This window comes from Rhizobium sp. BK112 (assembly GCF_014193215.1).
Classification (GTDB): domain Bacteria; phylum Pseudomonadota; class Alphaproteobacteria; order Rhizobiales; family Rhizobiaceae; genus Rhizobium; species Rhizobium anhuiense.
In genome coordinates this window covers 154558-175382 of record NZ_JACHYZ010000007.1, presented here as the reverse complement: position 1 = coordinate 175382, position 20825 = coordinate 154558, and the positions used below count along the sequence as shown (strand labels likewise).

The window sequence follows — 20825 nt, the reverse complement described above, 5'->3', positions numbered from 1 at the left end:
GCCGGCGGCGCGCGGAGGCGAATGGCAGGCGCGGAACGCGACGGTTTGCTTTCCTTTGAAGCAGATGTCTGCGGCCGATCTTCACACTGCAACAGCGCTGTCACGCGCCGAACCTATCTTCGGGTTGCGGCGCATGACGAAAAGCCGCCCGCGGCCCCGCGGGCTTCGACAGGAGGAAAGATGATGACGAAGACGCCATCCATGGAATTTGACCGGTTTGCTGCTGCCGAGGTGCGCGCGACGGCCAATATCTCCACATCCGCCTCCGGCCTGCCGAAGAAACAGGGCCTCTACGATCCGCGCAACGAACACGATGCCTGCGGCGTCGGCTTCGTCGCGCATATGAAGGGCCAGAAGTCGCACCAGATCGTCAAGGACGGCCTGTTCATCCTCGAGAACCTGACGCATCGCGGCGCCGTCGGCGCCGATCCGCTGATGGGTGACGGCGCCGGCATCCTGGTGCAGATCCCCGACCGTTTCTTCCGCGAGGAGATGGCCGAGCAGGGCATCACCCTGCCGCCGATCGGCGAATATGGCGTCGGCCATATCTTCATGCCGCGCGATGAAAAGCAGATCGAGCACTTCAAGAAGGTGATCCAAGACGTCATCACCGAGGAAGGCCAGGTCTTCATCGGCTTTCGCGACGTGCCGGTCGACAATTCCTCGCTCTCCAAGGCGCCGGCGATTGCCGCAACCGAGCCGCATCATGTGCAGGTCTTCATCGGCGCCGGCGAGGATGCCGAAAACAACGACGAGTTCGAGCGCCGGCTGTTCACGCTGCGCAAGGTGATCTCCAACCGTATCTATGATGAGTTCGACGGCGAGGAGAGCAATTTCTATCCGGTGTCGCTGTCGTCGGCGACGGTGGTCTACAAGGGCATGTTCCTGGCCTATCAGGTCGGCGTCTATTACAAGGACCTGTCGGATCCGCGCTTCGAAAGCGCGGTCGCCCTGGTGCACCAGCGTTTCTCGACCAACACCTTCCCGTCGTGGAAGCTCGCGCATCCCTACCGCATGGTCGCCCATAACGGCGAGATCAACACGCTGCGCGGCAACGTCAACTGGATGGCGGCGCGCCAGGCGTCGGTCTCCTCGCCGCTGTTCGGTGAGGACATTTCCAAGCTCTGGCCGATTTCCTATGAGGGTCAGTCGGATACGGCCTGTTTCGACAACGCGCTCGAATTCCTGGTGCGCGGCGGTTATTCGATGGCACATGCGGTGATGATGCTGATCCCGGAAGCCTGGGCCGGCAACCAATCGATGGCGGCCGACCGCAAGGCGTTCTACGAATATCATGCCGCTCTGATGGAGCCCTGGGACGGTCCGGCTGCCGTGGCCTTCACCGATGGCAAGCAGATCGGTGCTACGCTCGACCGCAACGGCCTGCGGCCGGCGCGCTACCTCGTCACCGATGACGACCGCGTCATCATGGCGTCCGAAGCCGGCGTGCTGCCGGTTCCGGAAGAGAAGATCATCCAGAAGTGGCGCCTGCAGCCGGGCAAGATGCTGCTGATTGACATGGAGGAAGGCCGCATCATCTCCGACGACGAGGTGAAGTCGCAGCTGGCGACGGCGCATCCCTATCGCAGCTGGCTGAACCGCACCCAGCTCATCCTCGAAGATCTGAAGCCGGTGGAGCCACGGGCGCTGCGCCGCGACGTGTCGTTGCTCGATCGCCAGCAGGCCTTCGGCTACACGCTCGAGGATACTCGCATCCTGATGTCGCCGATGGCGACGACGGGCCAGGAGGCGATCGGCTCGATGGGCACGGATACGCCGATCTCGGCGATGTCGGAAAAGCCGAAGCTGCTCTACACTTATTTCAAGCAGAACTTCGCGCAGGTGACCAACCCGCCGATCGACCCGATCCGCGAGGAACTGGTCATGAGCCTGGTGTCCTTCATCGGGCCGCGGCCGAACATTCTCGACCACGAGGGCGCGGCGAACGCCAAGCGGCTTGAAGTGCGTCAGCCGATCCTGACCAACGGCGATCTCGAGAAGATCCGCTCGATCGGCCATACGGAAGATCGTTTCGACACTAAGACGCTTGATTTCACCTATGATATCGAGCGTGGCGCCGAAGGCATGCCGGAGATGCTCGACCGACTCTGCGAGCGCGCGGAAGCGGCCGTCAAGGGCGGCTACAACATCATCGTGCTCTCCGACCGCCAGATTGGCCCGGACCGGATCGCCATTCCGGCGCTGCTGGCGACGGCGGCCGTACACCATCACCTGATCCGCAAGGGGCTCCGCACCTCGGTCGGTCTCGTCGTCGAGACCGGCGAACCGCGCGAAGTGCATCATTTCTGCCTGCTCGCCGGCTACGGCGCCGAGGCAATCAACCCCTATCTCGCCTTCGACACGCTGCTCGACATGCATGCCAAGGGCGAATTCCCGAAGGAAGTGGATGCTTCCGAAATCGTCTACCGCTACATCAAGGCGGTCGGCAAAGGCATCCTCAAGGTCATGTCGAAGATGGGTATCTCGACCTATCAATCCTATTGCGGGGCGCAGATCTTCGATGCGATCGGCCTGCAGTCGGAACTCATCGACAAATATTTCTTCGGGACCGCGACGATGATCGAAGGTGTCGGCCTCGAGGCGATTGCCGCCGAAACCGTCGCCCGCCATAACTCGGCCTTCGGCAAGGATCCGCTTCTTGCGACGACGCTCGACATCGGCGGCGAATATGCCTACCGCATGCGCGGCGAAAGCCACGCCTGGACGCCGGATGCAGTCGCTGCCCTTCAGCATGCGGTGCGCGGCAATGCCGAGGATCGCTACCGCGAATTCGCCGAGATGGTGAACAATTCAGCGCTGCGCATGAACACGATCCGCGGCCTCTTCAGGATGAAGAGCGCCGAGGCGCTCGGCCGCACGCCGGTTTCGATCGACGAGGTCGAGCCGGCGGCCGATATCGTCAGGCGTTTCTCGACGGGAGCGATGTCCTTCGGCTCGATCTCCAGGGAGGCGCATACGACGTTGGCGATCGCCATGAACCGGATCGGCGGCAAGTCGAACACCGGCGAGGGCGGCGAGGAATCCGACCGCTACATGCCGCTGGCCGACGGTTCGATGAACCCGGAACGTTCGGCGATCAAGCAGATTGCCTCGGGCCGCTTCGGCGTCACCACCGAATATCTCGTCAATGCCGACGTGCTGCAGATCAAGGTGGCGCAAGGCGCCAAGCCTGGCGAAGGCGGCCAGCTGCCGGGTCACAAGGTTGACGCGACGGTTGCCAAGACCCGCCACTCGACGCCGGGTGTCGGCCTGATTTCGCCGCCGCCGCACCACGACATCTATTCCATCGAAGATCTGGCGCAGCTGATCTACGATCTAAAGAACGTCAATCCGACCTCGGATGTCTCGGTCAAGCTCGTCTCCGAAGTCGGCGTCGGCACGGTCGCCGCCGGCGTCGCCAAAGCGCGTGCCGACCATATCACGGTCGCCGGCTTCGATGGCGGCACGGGTGCATCGCCGCTGACTTCGCTCAAGCATGCCGGCAGCCCCTGGGAAATCGGCCTTGCCGAGACCCAGCAGACGTTGGTGCTGAACGGCTTGCGCTCGCGTGTCGCATTGCAGGTGGACGGCGGGTTGAAGACCGGCCGCGACGTCATCATCGGGGCGCTGCTCGGCGCTGACGAGTTCGGCTTCGCCACCGCGCCGCTGATCGCGGCTGGCTGCATCATGATGCGCAAGTGCCATCTCAACACCTGTCCGGTGGGCGTGGCAACCCAGGATCCGGTGCTGCGCAAGCGCTTCAAGGGCACGCCGGAGCACGTCATCAACTACTTCTTCTTCGTCGCCAACGAAGTGCGCGAAATTCTCGCCTCGCTCGGCTTTACCCGGCTCGACGAGATCATCGGCGCTTCGGAGCTGTTGGAGAAGGACGAGATGCTGGCGCACTGGAAGGCCAAGGGCCTCGACTTCAGCCGCATCTTCCATAAGGTCGATGCCGCCAAGGAAGAGACCTTCTGGACGAGCCGGCAGCAGCACCCGATCGACGATATTCTCGACCGCGTGCTGATCGAGCAGGCACAGCCGGCGCTGACCGCCAAGACACCCGTTGCCTTCGAGGTCGGCATCAAGAACGTCGACCGTTCGGCGGGCGCGATGCTCTCCGGCGAGGTCGCCAAGCGCTTCCGCCATCGCGGGCTGAAGGAAGACACGATCAATGTCACACTTCGCGGTACGGCGGGGCAGAGCTTCGGCGCCTTCCTGGCGCGTGGCGTCACCTTCAACCTGATCGGCGACGGCAACGACTATGTCGGCAAGGGGCTTTCGGGCGGCAAGATCATCATCCGGCCGCCGGAGAATTCACGGATCGTGGCCGAGAACTCGATCATCGTCGGCAACACCGTGCTTTACGGTGCGACCGAGGGCGAATGCTACTTCCGGGGTGTTGCGGGCGAACGTTTCGCCGTGCGCAATTCGGGTGCGATCGCCATCGTTGAGGGTGTCGGCGACCATGGCTGCGAATATATGACCGGCGGCGTCGTCGTCGTGCTTGGCGCCACGGGCCGTAACTTCGCGGCCGGCATGTCCGGCGGTGTTGCCTATGTGCTCGATGAAACCGGCGATTTCGCCAGCCGCTGCAACATGGCGATGGTCGAACTCGAGCCGGTGCCCGAGGAGGACGACATGCTGGAGAAGCTGCATCATCACGGCGGCGATCTCATGCACAAGGGACGTGTCGACGTTTCCGGCGACATGACGCGCCACGACGAGGAGCGCCTCTACCAGCTGATCTCCAACCATCTGCACTATACGGGTTCGACCCGCGCCAAGCAGATCCTCGACAGCTGGGCCGACTACCGTCCGAAGTTCCGCAAGGTCATGCCGGTCGAATACCGCCGTGCGCTCGAGGAAATGGAGCGCAGCCGGATGGGCATCGCCGCGGAATGATTTGCACTGGGACATCCGTCACCTGCTGACCGCAGGTGACGGATGACGAAAATATCTCGATGACTCCGATCATGCCGGCAGCGAAACCTGTCCAGATCGTACGGATGTCTTCCAGGGGATATGCGCCAATGACGGTCAAGAGAAGCAACTTGCCCCGGATACCGGGACTGACGATAGACAGATTGGCTGCGGTGAGGCGGTCATGAGGGTAAGGGACGAAAGCATGGGTAAGGTAACAGGGTTTCTGGAAATCGACCGGCAGGTAGCGAAGTATCAGCCGGCGTCGGATCGTATCCGTCATTTCCGCGAGTTCACGATCCCGATGTCGGACCCGGAAGTGCAGAAACAGGCCGCGCGCTGCATGGACTGTGGCATCCCCTATTGTCACGGCCCGACCGGATGCCCGGTTCACAACCAGATTCCCGATTGGAACGACCTCGTCTACAACAACAACTGGGAAGCGGCGATCCAGAACCTGCATTCGACCAACAACTTCCCTGAGTTCACCGGCCGCGTCTGCCCGGCACCCTGCGAGGAAGCCTGCACGCTGAATCTCGAGGATGCGCCTGTTGCCATCAAGACGGTCGAACAGGCGATCGCCGACAAGGCCTATGAGCTCGGCTTCATCCGGCCGCAGCCGGCGACGGTGCATACCGGCAAGAAGGTCGCCGTCATCGGCTCCGGCCCCGCCGGCATGGCGGCCGCCCAGCAGCTCGGCCGCGCCGGCCACGAGGTGCATGTCTACGAGCGCGAGACAAAGCCGGGCGGGCTGCTGCGCTACGGCATCCCCGATTTCAAGATGGAGAAGAACTTCATCGACCGCCGCGTCGAGCAGATGAAGGGCGAGGGCGTCACCTTCCATTGCGGCGTCAATGTCGGCGTCGATGTCAAGGTCGAGCAGCTACTCGCCGATCATGACGCCGTTCTTTACTGCGGCGGCTCCGAGACGCCGCGCGAGGCGGGCATTCCCGGCACCGAGCTTGCGGGCGTCCACGATGCGATGCCCTATCTCGTCCAGCAGAACCGTCGCGTCGGTCGCGAGAACATCGACAGCGTCGGCTGGCCATCGGACCCGATCCTTGCCGGCGCCAAACATATCGTCGTCGTCGGCGGCGGCGATACGGCTTCGGACTGCGTCGGCACGGCGTTCCGCCAGGGAGCCGTCAAGGTTACCCAGCTCGACATCCGGCCGCAGCCGCCGGAGAAGGAAGACAAGCTTGCCGTCTGGCCGTTCTGGGCGACGAAGATGCGCACCTCCTCCTCGCAGGCCGAAGGCGCCGTGCGGGAATTCCAGGTAGCCACCCTCGAGTTCGTCGGCGAAGACGGCGTGCTGACCGGCGTCAAGTGCTGCGAGGTCGATGAGCGCCGGCGGCCGGTTCCGGGCACGGAATTCGTCATCCGGGCCGATCTCGCCTTCATCGCCATCGGTTTCCGCGGCCCGTTCACATCAAGCGTGCTGAAGGAACTCGAAGGCAAGCTGACGCTCAACACCGACAAGCGCGGCTCGACCAACGTCGTCGCCAACGACCGCGACTACAAGACGTCGATCGACAAGTTCTGGACGGCCGGCGACGTGCGCCGCGGTCAGTCGCTGGTGGTCTGGGCGATCCGTGAAGGCCGCCAGGCGGCGCGCGCGATCGACGAGGCATTGATGGGCTCGACCGTCCTGCCGAACTGACCGCCGGCCGCTCGCACCTTCAAGAAGACAAGAACTCCGCCCTTTCGGCGGAGTTTTTTCATGGAGCGCCGCGCGTCCGCCAGGACGTGATGCGACCGCTTGCCACAGAAACCGTGCCGCAAAGCTCGGACAACGGCAAGGATATCGATGTCAGCAGCCGGATCGACTTCAGACGGACGACAGCGATGCCTTCTTCGGCCTATCGGCTCCAACCATTATTATTTGAGCTGGCCGTAGGCGGCGACCTAGACGGGAAGGGAGCGAAAGGCTGCTTCACGCACAGCGCGTTGCCGACTGATCTACGATCTAGAGCTAGCCGAATTGCAGGACGCTGTTACGCAGGAGATGTGCTTTTATGCTCGCCGAAGAGCAGCTTGTAACCGCAAGCACAATGCCGCCCGCCGCGATTGATCGCTGATCCAGCGCAGCAGAGCGGGCGGTCTCTTTATTTGACCGAGACTTCGGCCGGCGCCTTTGCGGCAGGCAGGCGGTAATCGTCAACGCGGCCGGGAGGTGCTGGCGTCATTTCGCCTTGCTCGACCAGGAGGTCGCGCGGCGACCGCGTCAAAGCCACAGGCGGCGGCCTGGCGCCGAGAAGCTCGGCGCCGCCGTCGAGATTGGGATCGGAGAGGCTGATCGGCACGGTATGTTCGACCGGATTGGCGGGGAGGCCGAGGCCGGGCAGATTGCTGGAGTCGAGGCGAATTAGGTCGGGGCTTGCCTGGGTGCCGAGAAGACGCCGGGCCGGCTTTTCCACATAGAAGGCGAGCTTTCGCCGGCCGGCTTGCGTAAGATTAATGCCGTCGGAGGTGCGCAGGCGCACCTGCTGGCCGTTCACATCCGAACCAGTGACGATGAAGGTGCCGTTTTCGTCGACGAAACCATCCCAGATGTCGACGAATTCGCCGCCGATGCTTTCAACCTGGTTGCGGTAAAGCTGATTCATCTGGACGGCATCGGCCGTCATCGAATCGGACTGGAAAGCGGGAAGGCCGACCCAGAGCAGCGGGATCTTGCGGGCGGTGACCTCCTTGCCGAAGGAAAGGACACGGCGGCGATATTCGGTAAACCAGCCATCGGTGCGGAATTTTTCCTTGGCGGTGTCGGTCACCATCTGCTGGCGGTCGTTGGCGCCGATCATGACGACGACCATCGCCGGCTTCAGCTCGTCGATCATCTTCGGCAGCTGTGCCGGCCAGTCGTAATAATCGTCACGAACCAGGCCCGAGGAGACGTTGCCGCGGGCTTCGACGACGACGCCGGGCGAGGTCTCGAAGGCGGCGGTGAGGCCGTCGCCGAGGCCGCTCGCCAGGAAATCGCCGACGATCAGGATCTTACGGGCGTCGCCGAGCTTCTGCACCGCCGGCTCCTCCTGCACGGGAGCGCGGACCGGCGGCGCGGTGCGGGTATTGACGATGGCTTTCTGCGCCGGCGGGCGCTTGCGCTGCTGGCGTCTCGGCTGCTGGACATCAGGCGCCTGCGGTGCGTCGTCGAGATAGCGCCGGCCGAGGAGGAAATCGAGGATCGACCGGCGCTGGTAGCGCTGCTCCTGGGCTTCGGCAACCTGCATCGGCGCAAGCGCGCCAACGAATAGCGAAGCCGCCGTCAAGGCGAGCATGAGCCAACGGATTGGGGTGCGATCAGTTTTCTTCGTCATGGGCAGTTCCGCATCTGCCGGCATCTTGCACGTGGGGTAGGCCAGCGTCCACTCTCGCTATCTAGGTCAAGGTTCTGGCTGTTGTAGAGCAGCATGCCGAAAAGTGTGTGTGGTTTTCGGGCGGTGTCATGCCCTACTTTCTTGATCCAAATGCGGGTTCAGCTTCCCGGCGGATTCGGCCGGGATCATCCCGATCTAGCGACGCAGCGCGTTCAGAAGCGGCAAGGAGGGCTCGCCGTCCGGCTGCATGCCGATGCGCTCCTGCACGGCTGATATCGCCGCCTTCGAACCCGAGCCGAAATTGCCGTCGACCTCGCCATTGTAATAGCCGAGTGTCTTCAGACGCGTTTGCAGCTCGAATTTCTCAGTGATATCAAGGGCGCCGTCCGGGCGCGGCCAGCGCTGCTGCATGCCGCCGTAGCCGGCGATCTGGTCGGCCAGCAGGCCGACGGCAAGCGCATAGCTGTCCGAGGCATTGTAGTTCTTGATGGTGAAGAAGTTGGCGGTCATCACGAAGCCGGGGCCACCGGCTCCGGCCGGCATCTTCAGCATGGCTTTGGTGCCGCCGTCGCGGAAGGCCTTGCCGTTCGGGCGTGTCAGGCCGAGCGCTGCCCATTGGGCCAGCGTATGGGTCTTGCCGGCCTGCTTGGCCGCGTCCGCGGGAACGACGACCTCGTAGCCCCAGGTCTTGCCGGTGTCCCAGCCGTTCTTCATCAGGAGATTGGCCGAAGTCGCCAGCGCATCCGGCACCGAGTTCCAGATATCGCGATGGCCGTTGCCGTCGGCATCGACGGCATAAAGCAGGTAGCTTGTCGGGATGAACTGGGTGTGGCCCATGGCGCCGGCCCAGGAGCCGGTCATTTCGCGAGCCGGCACGTCACCGTTCTGCAGGATCTTCAGCGCGGCGACCAGCTGCTTCTTAGCGAATTTGGCGCGGCTCGGATCGGCATAGGCCAGCGTTGCCAGCGCGCGCGGCACATAGTGCAGCCGGTCGTCCTTGTCGAGAATCGCGCCGTAATTCGATTCCATCGACCAGATGGCGAGCAGAATGGTCTTGTCGACGCCGAATCGCCGCTCGATCGCATCGAGTGTTCTTGCGTGTTTGGCGGCCATCTCGCGGCCGATCTTGACCGTGTAGGGATTGACGCGGGAATCGACATAGTCCCAGATCTTCGAGGTGAATTCCGGCTGATAGGCGGCCTTTTCGAGCACGGTCGGATCAGGCTCGCTCACCCCGGAAAAGGCCTTTTGATAAGTTGCCTTACTGATGCCACTCTGAGCGGCTGTTTGGTAAAAATCCGCGATCCATTTCTGGAACCGGGAATCAGCTCTAGCGTTGTCGGGGACCAGCCCCACCTGGGCGGCGACAATGAGGGCGAGAGCAAGACCACGAAGGGAGTTTTTGTGATTCTGGGTCATCGACAGTCGTATCCGTCATCTTCAGTTTCCGGGGACAGCGAGGCATCATGTCCGCGCCAGAACCAAGACTACAGGAACGGAGTCAACAAATTCTTTACCATAGCGAACCGCTGCGGTCACCATTGCAAAACAGTAGCAATTCTATACTAGTTAAGGCTAAAAAGCCCTATTTCCAAAGCGATATGATCGAAGCAGGAGGCCGGTGTGGCTCAACACAACAAAGTTCGTAAAGCAGTATTTCCGGTGGCCGGATTGGGGACGCGATTCCTGCCGGCGACAAAGGCTGTTCCGAAGGAAATGTTGACCGTCGTCGACAAGCCAATCATTCAGTATGTCGTCGATGAGGCGATCGAGGCCGGGATCGAACATCTGGTGTTCGTCACCGGACGCAATAAGCACGTCATCGAAGACTATTTCGACATCCATTTCGAGCTGGAACAGACGCTGCGCGAGCGCGCCAAGAAGGCGGAGATCACCCTTCTGGCCCAGCAATTGCCGAAGGCCGGCACGGTGAGCTTCACCCGACAGCAGGAGCCGCTCGGCCTCGGCCACGCCGTGTGGTGCGCCCGCGAGATCGTCGGCGACGAGCCCTTCGCATTGCTGCTGCCCGATATGATCATGAAGGGCGACAAGGGCTGCATGAAGGGCATGATCGACCTTTACGCCCAGAGCGGCGGCAATATCATCGCCGTCGAGGAATGCGCGCCCGACCAGGCGCATAAATACGGCATCGTCGGCGTCGGCGAAGCGATCGGTGACGGCTTCCGCATCACCGGCATGGTGGAAAAGCCTGCCAAGGGGACGGCACCTTCCAACTTCTTCATCAACGGCCGCTACATCCTGCAGCCGGAGATCTTCAAGATCCTCGAAACCCAGGAGCGCGGCGCCGGCAACGAGATCCAGCTCACCGACGGCATGCTGAAGCTGCTGAAGGAACAGGATTTCGCCGGTTACCACTTCCGCGGCGCGACCTACGACTGCGGCGCCAAGGACGGCTTCATCCTGGCAAACGTCGCCTTCGCTCTCGAACGCGCCGATATTCGTCCCTCCGTCGAAGGCGGCTTCAGGGAATTGCTTGCCGGCCTGAAGTAAGGGCTACGCCTGGATTATGAAGTGACAGAACGCCGCGCATCCGGGCTGGATGCGCGGCGTTTAACGTTTCAGCTTGAGGCCGACGCCGGCACGAAATTGCTGCGAGTCGGTGCCTTCCTTGCGCGTCGTCAGCTCGTAGCCGAGCGTGCTGGTCAAATCGAGATAGCGGTTGATGTTCCAGGTCAGGCCGGTCGCGGCGGTATAGACGAGCTCGTCGTTGATGGTGCTATCCGTGGGATAGTCGCGCCATATTACCCCGCCGATCATCGTCCCGACCAGATTGTCGCGCAGCTGGTGGGTGAGCGTCGTCGTCAGTGCGTGCGAGACGTAGCCGCTCTCACCGGCAGTCGTTGAGGGCTGAATGCTGGTTTGCAGGTCGAAATTGACGTCGGTTCCGCGGATCGGCGACCAGAGCAGGCTTGCATCGAGTGTCGCCGTATCGATCGAGGACAGGCGGCTGTCTTCGAAATCGGCCTGCTCGTAACCGACGCCGACTTCACCCTTCAGTTTCTCGCCGAGATCGACTTCGACGCCCACCTTGGCGCCATAGCTGTGCCCCGAGCGCTCATAGCCGGCCGAGTCGCGCGTTTCGTCATAGATCGTGCGGCCGATGTTGGCTTCGATGAAGGGGATGAGCGCGGGGGACAGCTCGTAGCCGACGCGGCCGCGCAGCGTACCCGTCGTCTGGTCGCGATCGCTGAGGGTGACGGTCGTGCCGTTCGAAAGCTTGGCATCCGAATAAATCGAGCGGGTCATGGCAAGGGCCGTCGTCCCGCGTAGAATGCCGAAATCGCGCTGGACGGAGGCGCCGGCCGAAAATTCCTGTACATCAGACTGCTGCGCGGCATTGGCGATGGCGTCGGGATCGTCCGTATCCTCGCGGTAGAAATTGTAACCGGCGGTCAGGTGCGCCGTGGTGTCGTCGGGAAGATCGAGCCTGAGGTCGCTGTTGATCTTGAAGGAGGGCTGTTCTTCGCCCTCGCCACTGATATTCCTCTGATAGGCACCTTCCGAGGTTACGGACAGTTGATGGCGGCCCCAGTCGGAGGTCAAGGTCGCTGCCGCGTCTGTTTCGAAAAAGGCGCGCCGCTGTCGGGTATTGCCGTCCTTGGTGGTCTCGGTGTTGATGCTCTGGGTGACGCTCGGGCGGAGCACGAACGTGCCGATCGGGATTCCCGGCGTTTCCTCCGTCGAGGCGCTTGTGGCAGCCCTGCGGCGCGGCAGCGTCTCGTCGAGCGGCGCTTCGCGGGTGTTCAGCCGGCGTATGTCCTCGTCGAGGATGGAGCCGGTAATGTCGTCGCCGGCCTGCGCATCCGGTATGGCTGGCCTCTGCTGGGCATCGTCGGCATTCGCGGTCGCACCATTTGCCGCAGGCGCGGCGGCACCGTCGGTCTCGTCATCGAAACCGGTGGCGGCGGCGTTGTTCGTGGTGCTTTTGTCCTGATTGGCCGCGGAGCGGCTGTTTGCCATCCCTGCCGGCTGTGCGGCGGACTGCGCAAGGGCTGCCGTCTGGGCAAGAATCAGGCCTCCGAACGCGGCAAAAGAGACGGCACGGCTCATGGCGCGGAGCGGCGTCACACTGCTCGTCTGTTTTGGCTGGCCCATGCAATTCGCGCCTGACATGCTTTCGGTTCTTACCCAAAGGTAAAGCCTTGTGGTTAATCATTCGTTGCCGTCAGCGGGCGCCGTTCACATTTCGGAAAGAGTGCGGGGTGGACTTGGAAAGTGAAAAGGTCTAACGCAACTTCATGAACAGAAGAGCGATAAACCTCGTTGAAAACAGCGTGCTCGAATCGGCAAAACGCACGATAGAGACCGAAAGACGCGGTCTTGAAGCGCTGGAACGGGCCCTTGACAATGGCTTGGCCGATCCTCTGACACGGGCCGTCGAAGTCATCGGCGACATCTCCGGCCGCGTCATCGTCACCGGCGTCGGCAAGAGCGGCCATATCGGGGCCAAGCTCGCGGCGACATTCGCTTCAACCGGGACACCTGCCTTTTTCGTGCATGCGGCCGAAGCCAATCACGGCGACCTCGGCATGATCGAGCGCGACGATGTCGTGCTGGCGATTTCCAAAGGCGGCGAGAGCGCCGAGCTCAAGAGCATCATCTCCTTCACCCGGCGCTTCTCCATTCCGCTGATCGCAATCACCTGCAGCGACCGTTCCTCGCTGGCGACCGCCGCCGATATCGTCCTTCTTGTGCCGAACGAACAGGAGGCCTGCCCCAATGGGCTGGCGCCGACGACCTCGACGCTGATGCAGCTTGCGCTCGGCGACGCGCTGGCAGTGGCGCTCCTGGAAGCGCGCGGCTTTACCGCCACGGATTTCCATGTCTTCCATCCCGGCGGCAAGCTGGGCGCCAGCCTGATGCATGTCGCCGATATCATGCATACCGGCGAGCGGCTGCCGCTCGTTGCCAAGGGCACGCCGATGCCGGAGGCGATCACGGTGTTATCGCGCAAGCATTTCGGCTGCGTCGGCGTGCTGGATGAGGATGGCCGGCTTTGCGGTATCGTCACCGAAGGCGATATGGCGCGCAATCTGACCCGCAATCTGGCCGAGCTCGCGGTCGACGATATCATGACCAAGACGCCGAAGACGGTGAAGCCGACGATACTGGCGACCGCGGCGCTGGCGCTGCTCAACCAGCATCATATCGGCGCGCTGATCGTCATCGACGACGACCGCCGGCCGGTCGGACTGGTGCATTTCCACGACCTGCTGCGCATCGGCGTCGCCTGATCAAGCTCGTTCGATCAAGCTCGTTTGATCAGATGGGCTCGACCGTCAGGTCGCGGCCGTTGCTTGAAACCACCTTCACCTGTGTTCCCACCGGCAGGTCCGGTCCCATCACCTGCCATAGCGTATCGTCGAGGCGGATGCGGCCGCGGCCCTCGCGGATCGGTTCGTGCAGCGTCGCCGTGCGGCCGACGAGGCTCGCGCCGCGCTGATTGAGGAAGGGCTCGTCGGTCGTTGCATTGCGCAGCGTCAGCCGCCGGCCGGCGAAGGTCGTGGCAACGGCGAGCAGCGCAAAAAGGATCGCCTGCAATTCCCAGACCCAGAAGGCGCTGTCCCAGAAGAGCAGCGACAGCGCGCCGACGATCAAGGCGGCAAGGCCGATCCAGACTAGGAAGAAGCCGGGTACGATCATTTCCGCGGCGAGCAGCACGAGGCCTGCGACCCACCAACTCCACGGACCGAGTTCGGCGATGATCTTCGCCAGCATGGCTTATCGCTCCTGATCGGGATTGAAAGGATTGGGAGTCGACGGATTGATCGGCGGCGTCGAGCGCGCCGGTGCGGGGCGCGGACGCGGCGGCAGCGGCGGCGGGGTTGCCGGGCTGTTGCCGGCATCGCCGAAGACCTCGCGGGCAATGGCGCCGATGCCGCCGAGCGAACTCAAGATGGAAGAGGCTTCCATCGGCATCATGACGATCTTGGAATTGGGCGCCGAACCGATCGAGGTGAGCGCTTCGGTGTATTTCTGCGCAACGAAATAGTTGATCGCCTGGATGTCGCCGGCGGCGATCGCCTCGGAGACCATTTTCGTCGCCTTGGCTTCGGCTTCGGCCAGGCGTTCGCGGGCTTCTGCGTTGCGGAAGGCGGCCTCGCGCTGGCCTTCGGCCTGGAGAATGGCGGATTGCTTGGCGCCTTCGGCTCGGAGGATCTGCGCGTTGCGCGAGCCTTCGGCCTCCAGCACCTGCGCCCGCTTCTCGCGCTCGGCCTTCATCTGGCGGGCCATCGCGTCGACGAGGTCGCGCGGCGGCTGGATGTCCTTGATCTCGACGCGGGTGACCTTGATGCCCCAGGGATGCACGGCCTCGTCGACGACGCGCAGCAGCCGGTCGTTGATCGCATCGCGGTTGGAAAGCAGTTCGTCGAGATCCATCGAACCCATGACCGAACGGATATTGGTCATGGTGAGATTGAGGATGGCGTTTTCGAGGTTGGAGACCTGATAGGCGGCCTGGGCGGCGTTCAGCACCTGATAGAAGGAGACGGCATCCGCCGAAACCGAGGCATTGTCCTTGGTGATCACCTCCTGGGTCGGCACGTTCAGCACCTGTTCCATCACGTTCAGCTTGGCGCCGACGCGCTCGATGAACGGGGTGATCAGGTTGAGGCCGGGCTCCAGCGTGCGGGTATACCGCCCGAAGCGCTCGATCGTATAGCGGTAGCCCTGCGGCACGGTCTTGATCCCGGCAAAGAGCACGAGGATGACGAAGATGACCAGCACGATGACGACAATGTCGAAGCCGCCGAACAACATGAAGAATTCCTCCTATCGGCGCATGCGCCCATACACTGATGTGGTGGGGTAGCATGTTCTTTGCGAGGAAGAAATGCCGTATGGATGCTACACATCCGTGTGAGGTGGAGGTTTCCTCTCGGTTGGGTTATTTGGATCTTCGCCAGCTATCCGTGCGGCGATGCTTTCTGAAAAGATCTCTCAGGTCCAGCCCTGCAATTCGCGGCGCACGACCTTTTCCAGCACCTTCATGCCGTCCTCGCCGTCGTTGAGGCAGGGGATATGCGCGAACTTCTCTCCACCGTTCTCATGGAAAGAATGGGCAGCCTGCTCGGCGATCTCCTCGAGCGTCTCCAGACAGTCGGAGACGAAGCCCGGATTGATGACGGCGATGCGCTTGACGCCGTCCTTGGCGAGCTTCTCCACCGTCTTGTCGGTATAGGGCTGCAGCCATTCCTCCGGCCCGAAGCGGGACTGAAAGGTGACCATGAAGTTTTCCTCGGTCAATCCGAGCCGCTCGCGCAGCAGCCGGCCGGTCTTCTGGCATTGACAGTAATAGGGATCACCCTGCTTGAAATAGGACATGGGGATGCCGTGGAAGGAGGCGAGCAGCATCTCGGGCTTCCAGTCGAGCGTCGAAAGATGTCTTTCGACGGAACTGGCGAGTGCCTCGATATAGGTCTCGTCGTCGTGATAGTCGGGCACGGTGCGCAGCGCCGGCTGCCAGCGCATAGAGAGCAGCTTCTGGAAGGCCTTGTCGTTGACGGTGGCGGTCGTTGCCGCCGCATATTGCGGATAAAGCGGGAAGAGCACGATACGGTCGCATCCCTCTTGCTTCAGCGCGTCGATGCGCGAAGCGATCGACGGCGTACCATAGCGCATCGCCCAGTCGACTTTGACGCTATCAAGATCCTTCAGGCGCTCGGCCATCAGCTCCGATTGGTTGCGGGTGTAGGTGCGGAGATAACTTTCGTTCTTCTCCTTATTCCAGATCAGCTCATAGGCCTTGCCGACCTTCTGCGGGCGGGTGTTGAGCACGATGCCGAACAGGATCGGGTACCACTTCCAGGGCGACCATTCGATGACGCGGCGATCGGTCAGAAATTCCCTGAGATAGCGGCGCATCGACGTGTAATCGGTGCCATCGGGCGTGCCGAGATTGACCAGCAGGACACCGACCTTGCCTGATTTTACGGCCGGATGGTCCGCCGGGCGGAGTGAAATATCTGCTGTCATTCTGGCCCCAACGCTTTTTTTGTCTCGTCAGCTCATACGCAGCCTGGAGATCGTGGTTCACCCTATAGAAAGAAAAGCCGGCCCGGGAAACCCCGGACCGGCCAGTGGCATCGGGACAAATCGTCTTACTTGGCGGGAACCTCGATCTCCTTGCCAACCGTCAGGTGACGTGGGTTCGGCTTGCCGTTGGCATCCGACAGCTTCCGCCACAACGTGCCGTCGCCATAGAAGGTTACGGCGAGATCCCAGAATGTGTCGCCGGCGGCAATGACGTGGGTGGACGGCGTCGTTGCGGCAGGTGCGGAGGCTGCCGGCGCCGGTGTGGGTTCCGCAGCGGGCGCGGGGGCTGCTGGTGCCGGAGCGGCAGGTGCCGGTGCAGCGGGTGCGGGAGCCGGCTCTGTGGATGGAGCAGGAGCAGCCGGTGCAGCAGGCGCCGGTTCGGAAGCGGAGGGGGCCGGCGCTGCCTGCGCCAGTTCCGCGATGCGGCCATCCGTGTATGGCTTATAGGGCGAATGCGCGGCGACGTATGCCGCAGTCACATCGGCAAGATCCGGGCCGAAATCATAGGCGTTCTGGCCCTCCTTGAAGATCGAATAGCCGTCGCCGCCGGCCCGCATGAAGTTGTTGGTGGCGAGTTTGTAGGTCTTGGCCGAATCGATCGGCGCGAAATTGGCGCCGTCCTTCACCTGAACATCGCTGACACGGCTGCCCGCGGGCTTCGACGGGTCGAAGGAGAATTTCAGGCCGGCGACCTGCGGAAAGCGGCCGGCGCTCTGGTCGATCTGGCTGACGCCGTTTTCGAGCGCCTTGACGACGTCTGCGCCGGTCAATTCAAAAGTGGCGAGCGTGTTCTGGAAAGGCAGGACGGTGATGACCTCGCCCTGGGTGACCTCGCCGCCGTCGATCGACGCGCGCAGGCCGCCGCCGTTCTGGACGGCGATGGTGACGCCCTGGTTCTTCGTACGGTCGAGCATGGCGTCAGCCACCAGATTGCCCATCGAGCATTCCTTGACGCGGCAGACCTTGCGATCGCCCTCGATCGGGCTTTCGGAGGAGCCGATGACCTTGTTGCGCAGTTCCTCGATCGGCTTTGCCAGTTCGGCGATGCGGGTAATGACAGCCGGATCGGGCGTGAAGGTGGAATCGATCAGGATTGGATCGCCCTTGGCATCCTTGACGACGCCGTTGTCGTCGAAATTGACGACGAGATCGCCGAGATACTTGCTGTAGGAAGCGGCCTGGACGACCGGCACCTTGTAGCCGCCGGGATTGTCGACCATCGTCGGATAGGGGCCTTCGGCCTTCGGATCGGTGTTGGAGAGCAGGCTATGGGAGTGGCCGCCGACGACGACATCGACGTCCGGAATCTTGGCGATCAGGGCGAGATCGCGGGGATAACCGACATGGGTCAGCGCGATGATCTTGTTGACGCCCTGGCCCTTCAGATCCTGGACGGCTGACGTAATGGCCTGGACGTCATCTGATATCGTGACGTTCGGACCGGGGGAGGACAGCTCGGGGGTATCATTGGTGACGGCGCCGACGATGCCGATCTTCTGGCCGCCGACATCAAGCACCAGCGAGGGCTTGATGCGGTCGCCGAGCTTAGAGGCAGCCGTCGCCTTGACGTTCGCCGTCACGACAGGGAACTGCACCTTGTCGAGGAAGGTCGCAAGCCCGTCCTCGCTGTCGTCGAATTCATGATTGCCGACGGTCATGGCGTCGAACTTCATCAGGTTGAGGAATTCGGCTTCGGCCGCTCCCTTGTAGGTCGTGTAGAACAGCGAGCCCTGGAAATTGTCGCCGGCGTTCAGGAGGACGACGTTCTTGCCGGATAGCGCCTGACGGCGCTGGTCGATCGCGGTCTTCAGGCGGGCAGCACCCCCGAAGCATTCCTTCTTGCCTTCCTCCTCGGCCGAGCAGGTGGAGTCGAATTTGTTGATCGATTCGATGCGCGAATGGAAATCGTTGATATGAAGAATATTAAGTTCGTAATCCGCAAAGGCGGCGCCCGCGCTCAGCGCCAGCATGGACGCGGTCAAAAGACCGAAGCTGAAAGACTTCGTCATCCCTGTTCTCCTGATTGAGGCGAAAGATTCCCCTGATCCCTCGCCGTTCCCTTTCATTGTGCGCCGGGGCGATTGCCCGGCCTTCGGATTGTTCCATCAGACGATGTGCAACCGCAAGAGAAAGCTGGGCCAGGCAGGGCGCTTTCCAAGGGGACAGGGCAAAAAAGCCGGGCTGCTTATCCCTGGCATTCGCCATCGGCCGCGTTTCGGTAGAGTTCGTGTACGGCCTCGGCAATATTCGGAACTGTCGCCAGCGCGATGACCAAACAGAAAAGGGCAAAGAGGCGATGAAAGCGCCGGCCGGTCCGGTAGACCAGAAATGCGCCCGCACCATAAATCAGGATTGCCGGTACGGCGAAGATCAACACCTGCAGCGGCCCGTCGCAATCGGGAGCGGCGATGCCCTGGGCACGATAGACATTGGCCGGCAAAATAACGGCAAGTGCCGCAAGCGGCATTGCAAGCAGCAGAACGAGGTAAAAGGCGAAGGCCCGCATGGTGTGCCTAGCCTATCGCCTCATCTTTCAGCCGCGGCGGGAAAGCGTGAACTGTGCGCCGGAATCGGAGGTGCAGTTCAACTGGCTCGGATTGACGAGAGCGCAATTGACCTTGGACTGGGTCTTGCGCACCAGCGAGGTCATGTTGATCTCCACCAGGGTCGGCGAAGTGTTGATATAGGTGCCTGAGGCGAGAAGCTGGTTGCTATCGGTGGTGCGGGTGGTGAAAGTGCCGCCCTGGAAGGTGGAAACGATGCCGTTCGGATCGCTCCAATTGCCTTCGACGCCGGTGGCGACGGGTGCGGTTGCAACCGGCAGGCGACGCGGCTCCGATGAAACACAGGCGGCAAGAGCGGCGGCTGCGCCGACAAGAACGAGACCAGTTCTGATTTTCATAAGGCTTCTCCCGGCGAATCGGCGCGGCGGACACCCGCCAAGTTCGGGCAAAACATGGCGCGCGCCCGGCTTGAAGGCAAGCCTTGGAGGGGCAGCGGCCAGCATTTAGACAGCAGGCGTTACAAAAATGCCCGCCTTGCGGCGGGCATTGTCAAAGCCGAGGAAATGATCTCAGCGAACCAGAATGTTCCGGAACTGCCACGGATCCTTGGTGTCGATATCTTCCGGGAAGAGGCCCGGACGGCCGTCGAGGGGTGTCCAGTCGGTGTAATGACCTTCGACCGGGCCGAGATAGGGCATCTGCACTTCGAGGCAGCGCTTGTAGTCGATCTCGTCGGCTTCGACGATGCCGGCTGTCGGGTTTTCCAGCGCCCAGACCATGCCGGCGAGAACGGCTGATGTGACCTGCAGGCCGGTGGCGTTCTGGTAGGGCGCGATGCGGCGGGTTTCTTCCAGCGACAGCCGCGAGCCGTACCAGTAGGCGTTCTTCTCATGACCGTAGAGCAGGACGCCGAGTTCGTCGATGCCGTCCTCCAGCTCGTCCTCGTCGAGAACGTGATGGACCGGCTGCGGGGTGCCGCCATTGCCGAACATCTCATGCAGCGAGAGCACGGCGTCGTTGGCCGGGTGGTAGGCATAGTGGCAGGTCGGGCGGAAGGTCACTTCGCCGTCCTTGTCGCGCACGGTGAAATAGTCGGCGATCGAGATCGACTCATTGTGGGTGACGAGGAAGCCACATTGCGGGCCGGGCGTCGGGCACCAGGTCCGCACGCGGGTGTTGGCGCCCGGCTGTTCCAGGTAGATCGCCGCCTTGTTGCCCTTCTTGTGCTTCTTGGCATTCTTCGGCATCCACTCTTCATGGGTGCCCCAGCCGAGTTCGGCCGGCTGCATGCCTTCGGAGATGAAGCCTTCGACGGACCAGGTGTTCCAGAAGACGTTGAGCGGCTTCGGATGCTTGGTGCGCTGGGTATCACGCTCGGCGATGTGGACGCCCTTGACGCCGAGTTTCTTCATCAGCTTTGCCCAGCCTTCGCGATCGTGCTGGTCCGGCTCGTCGAATTTCAGGCCGGTGTCGTTGGCGAGGTTGACGAGCGCCTGCTTGACGAACCAGGAGACCATGCCCGGATTGGCGCCGCAGGTGGAGACGGCGGTGGCGCCGCCCGGGTTCTTCGCCTTTTCCTTGCGCACGGTTTCGCGCAGCGCATAGTTGGTGCGGTCGGCATTGCTCATACCCTTGTCGAAATAGAAGCCGAGCCAGGGTTCGACGACGGTGTCGACGTAGAGCACGTCATGCTTGCGGCAGAGCTTGATGAGGTCGAGCGAGGAGGTGTCGACCGAGAGGTTGACGCAGAAACCCTGGCCTTCGCCTTCCGTCAGCAGCGGCTTCAGCAGTTCCTTGTAATTCTCCTTAGTGACATATTCCTTGATGTGGCGAACGCCGTGCTTCTTCAGGATCTCCATGTCAGAGGGATCTTCGCGCGGGTCGATGACGACCATCCGGCTCTTGTCGAATTTGAAATGGCGCTCGATCAGGGGCAGGGTGCCGCGGCCGATGGAGCCAAAGCCGATCATCACGATCGGACCGGTAATTTCGGCATATACCGGATAGTTCTGTTCCGTCATTC

14 protein-coding genes are annotated in these 20825 nt (G+C 62.3%); 4 read left to right on the top strand and 10 right to left on the bottom strand.

Going from position 1 to position 20825, the window contains the following annotated elements; translation table 11 throughout:
• Positions 1-180 precede the first annotated feature (180 nt).
• Positions 181-4905 (top strand): glutamate synthase large subunit, encoded by a 4725-nt coding sequence (gene gltB, locus FHT75_RS20365; RefSeq protein ID WP_176707375.1) that lies wholly within the window; start codon positions 181-183, stop codon positions 4903-4905.
• A 223-nt stretch (positions 4906-5128) separates the two neighbouring features.
• Positions 5129-6583, top strand: a complete 1455-nt coding sequence (locus tag FHT75_RS20360) for a glutamate synthase subunit beta (protein WP_028756675.1) — start codon at positions 5129-5131, stop codon at positions 6581-6583.
• Positions 6584-7028: 445 nt separating this feature from the next.
• On the opposite strand, the gene FHT75_RS20355 is transcribed toward FHT75_RS20360, so the two are convergent.
• Together FHT75_RS20355 and FHT75_RS20350 are read right to left on the bottom strand one after the other, a co-directional pair.
• The gene (locus FHT75_RS20355; protein WP_028756674.1) at positions 7029-8264 is read right to left on the bottom strand and encodes an SGNH family hydrolase; all 1236 of its coding nucleotides are present in this window, start codon (positions 8262-8264) and stop codon (positions 7029-7031) included.
• Between the two features lie 171 nt (positions 8265-8435).
• The gene (locus tag FHT75_RS20350) at positions 8436-9659 is read right to left on the bottom strand and encodes a lytic murein transglycosylase (protein ID WP_183845189.1); all 1224 of its coding nucleotides are present in this window, start codon (positions 9657-9659) and stop codon (positions 8436-8438) included.
• A gap of 204 nt (positions 9660-9863) precedes the next feature.
• On the opposite strand from FHT75_RS20350, the gene galU reads away from it, so the two are divergent.
• Positions 9864-10751, top strand: a complete 888-nt coding sequence (gene galU, locus FHT75_RS20345; RefSeq protein WP_003542870.1) for a UTP--glucose-1-phosphate uridylyltransferase GalU — start codon at positions 9864-9866, stop codon at positions 10749-10751.
• Between the two features lie 60 nt (positions 10752-10811).
• Here the strand turns inward: galU and FHT75_RS20340 are convergent, their stop codons facing one another.
• Positions 10812-12356: an outer membrane beta-barrel protein gene (locus FHT75_RS20340; protein ID WP_097595161.1), complete on the bottom strand. Its 1545-nt coding sequence runs from the start codon at positions 12354-12356 to the stop codon at positions 10812-10814.
• Between the two features lie 143 nt (positions 12357-12499).
• On the opposite strand from FHT75_RS20340, the gene FHT75_RS20335 reads away from it, so the two are divergent.
• Entirely contained in the window at positions 12500-13495 is a 996-nt protein-coding gene (locus FHT75_RS20335) for an SIS domain-containing protein (RefSeq protein ID WP_047616405.1), read from the top strand.
• A gap of 28 nt (positions 13496-13523) precedes the next feature.
• Here the strand turns inward: FHT75_RS20335 and FHT75_RS20330 are convergent, their stop codons facing one another.
• The 7 genes from FHT75_RS20330 to FHT75_RS20300 all read right to left on the bottom strand — a co-directional run bounded on the left by FHT75_RS20330 (position 13524) and on the right by FHT75_RS20300 (position 20823).
• On the bottom strand, positions 13524-13979 hold the full coding sequence (locus tag FHT75_RS20330) for an NfeD family protein (RefSeq protein WP_028756670.1): 456 nt from the start codon (positions 13977-13979) through the stop codon (positions 13524-13526).
• A gap of 3 nt (positions 13980-13982) precedes the next feature.
• Entirely contained in the window at positions 13983-15023 is a 1041-nt protein-coding gene (locus tag FHT75_RS20325) for an SPFH domain-containing protein (protein WP_028756669.1), read from the bottom strand.
• Positions 15024-15203: 180 nt separating this feature from the next.
• Complete coding sequence (gene hemH / locus FHT75_RS20320; RefSeq protein WP_028758602.1) at positions 15204-16238, bottom strand: ferrochelatase; 1035 nt, start codon at positions 16236-16238, stop codon at positions 15204-15206.
• Between the two features lie 125 nt (positions 16239-16363).
• The gene (locus FHT75_RS20315) at positions 16364-18307 is read right to left on the bottom strand and encodes a bifunctional metallophosphatase/5'-nucleotidase (RefSeq protein ID WP_063475333.1); all 1944 of its coding nucleotides are present in this window, start codon (positions 18305-18307) and stop codon (positions 16364-16366) included.
• A 176-nt stretch (positions 18308-18483) separates the two neighbouring features.
• The gene (locus FHT75_RS20310; protein ID WP_028756666.1) at positions 18484-18804 is read right to left on the bottom strand and encodes a hypothetical protein; all 321 of its coding nucleotides are present in this window, start codon (positions 18802-18804) and stop codon (positions 18484-18486) included.
• A gap of 27 nt (positions 18805-18831) precedes the next feature.
• Positions 18832-19200: an outer membrane lipoprotein Omp10 gene (gene omp10 / locus FHT75_RS20305; RefSeq protein ID WP_028756665.1), complete on the bottom strand. Its 369-nt coding sequence runs from the start codon at positions 19198-19200 to the stop codon at positions 18832-18834.
• A 171-nt stretch (positions 19201-19371) separates the two neighbouring features.
• Positions 19372-20823 (bottom strand): homospermidine synthase, encoded by a 1452-nt coding sequence (locus tag FHT75_RS20300; protein ID WP_183845190.1) that lies wholly within the window; start codon positions 20821-20823, stop codon positions 19372-19374.
• Positions 20824-20825: the final 2 nt, after the last annotated feature.

Bases quoted from the DNA above. Each gene is read 5' to 3' on its own strand.
- gltB (WP_176707375.1), top strand. From the start codon at position 181: ATGATGACGAAGACGCCATCCATGGAATTTGACCGGTTTGCTGCTGCC.
- FHT75_RS20360 (WP_028756675.1), top strand. From the start codon at position 5,129: ATGGGTAAGGTAACAGGGTTTCTGGAAATCGACCGGCAGGTAGCGAAG.
- FHT75_RS20355 (WP_028756674.1), bottom strand. From the start codon at position 8,264: ATGCCGGCAGATGCGGAACTGCCCATGACGAAGAAAACTGATCGCACC.
- FHT75_RS20350 (WP_183845189.1), bottom strand. From the start codon at position 9,659: ATGACCCAGAATCACAAAAACTCCCTTCGTGGTCTTGCTCTCGCCCTC.
- FHT75_RS20340 (WP_097595161.1), bottom strand. From the start codon at position 12,356: ATGGGCCAGCCAAAACAGACGAGCAGTGTGACGCCGCTCCGCGCCATG.
- FHT75_RS20335 (WP_047616405.1), top strand. From the start codon at position 12,500: ATGAACAGAAGAGCGATAAACCTCGTTGAAAACAGCGTGCTCGAATCG.
- FHT75_RS20330 (WP_028756670.1), bottom strand. From the start codon at position 13,979: ATGCTGGCGAAGATCATCGCCGAACTCGGTCCGTGGAGTTGGTGGGTC.
- FHT75_RS20325 (WP_028756669.1), bottom strand. From the start codon at position 15,023: ATGTTGTTCGGCGGCTTCGACATTGTCGTCATCGTGCTGGTCATCTTC.
- hemH (WP_028758602.1), bottom strand. From the start codon at position 16,238: ATGACAGCAGATATTTCACTCCGCCCGGCGGACCATCCGGCCGTAAAA.
- FHT75_RS20315 (WP_063475333.1), bottom strand. From the start codon at position 18,307: ATGACGAAGTCTTTCAGCTTCGGTCTTTTGACCGCGTCCATGCTGGCG.
- FHT75_RS20310 (WP_028756666.1), bottom strand. From the start codon at position 18,804: ATGCGGGCCTTCGCCTTTTACCTCGTTCTGCTGCTTGCAATGCCGCTT.
- omp10 (WP_028756665.1), bottom strand. From the start codon at position 19,200: ATGAAAATCAGAACTGGTCTCGTTCTTGTCGGCGCAGCCGCCGCTCTT.
- FHT75_RS20300 (WP_183845190.1), bottom strand. From the start codon at position 20,823: ATGACGGAACAGAACTATCCGGTATATGCCGAAATTACCGGTCCGATC.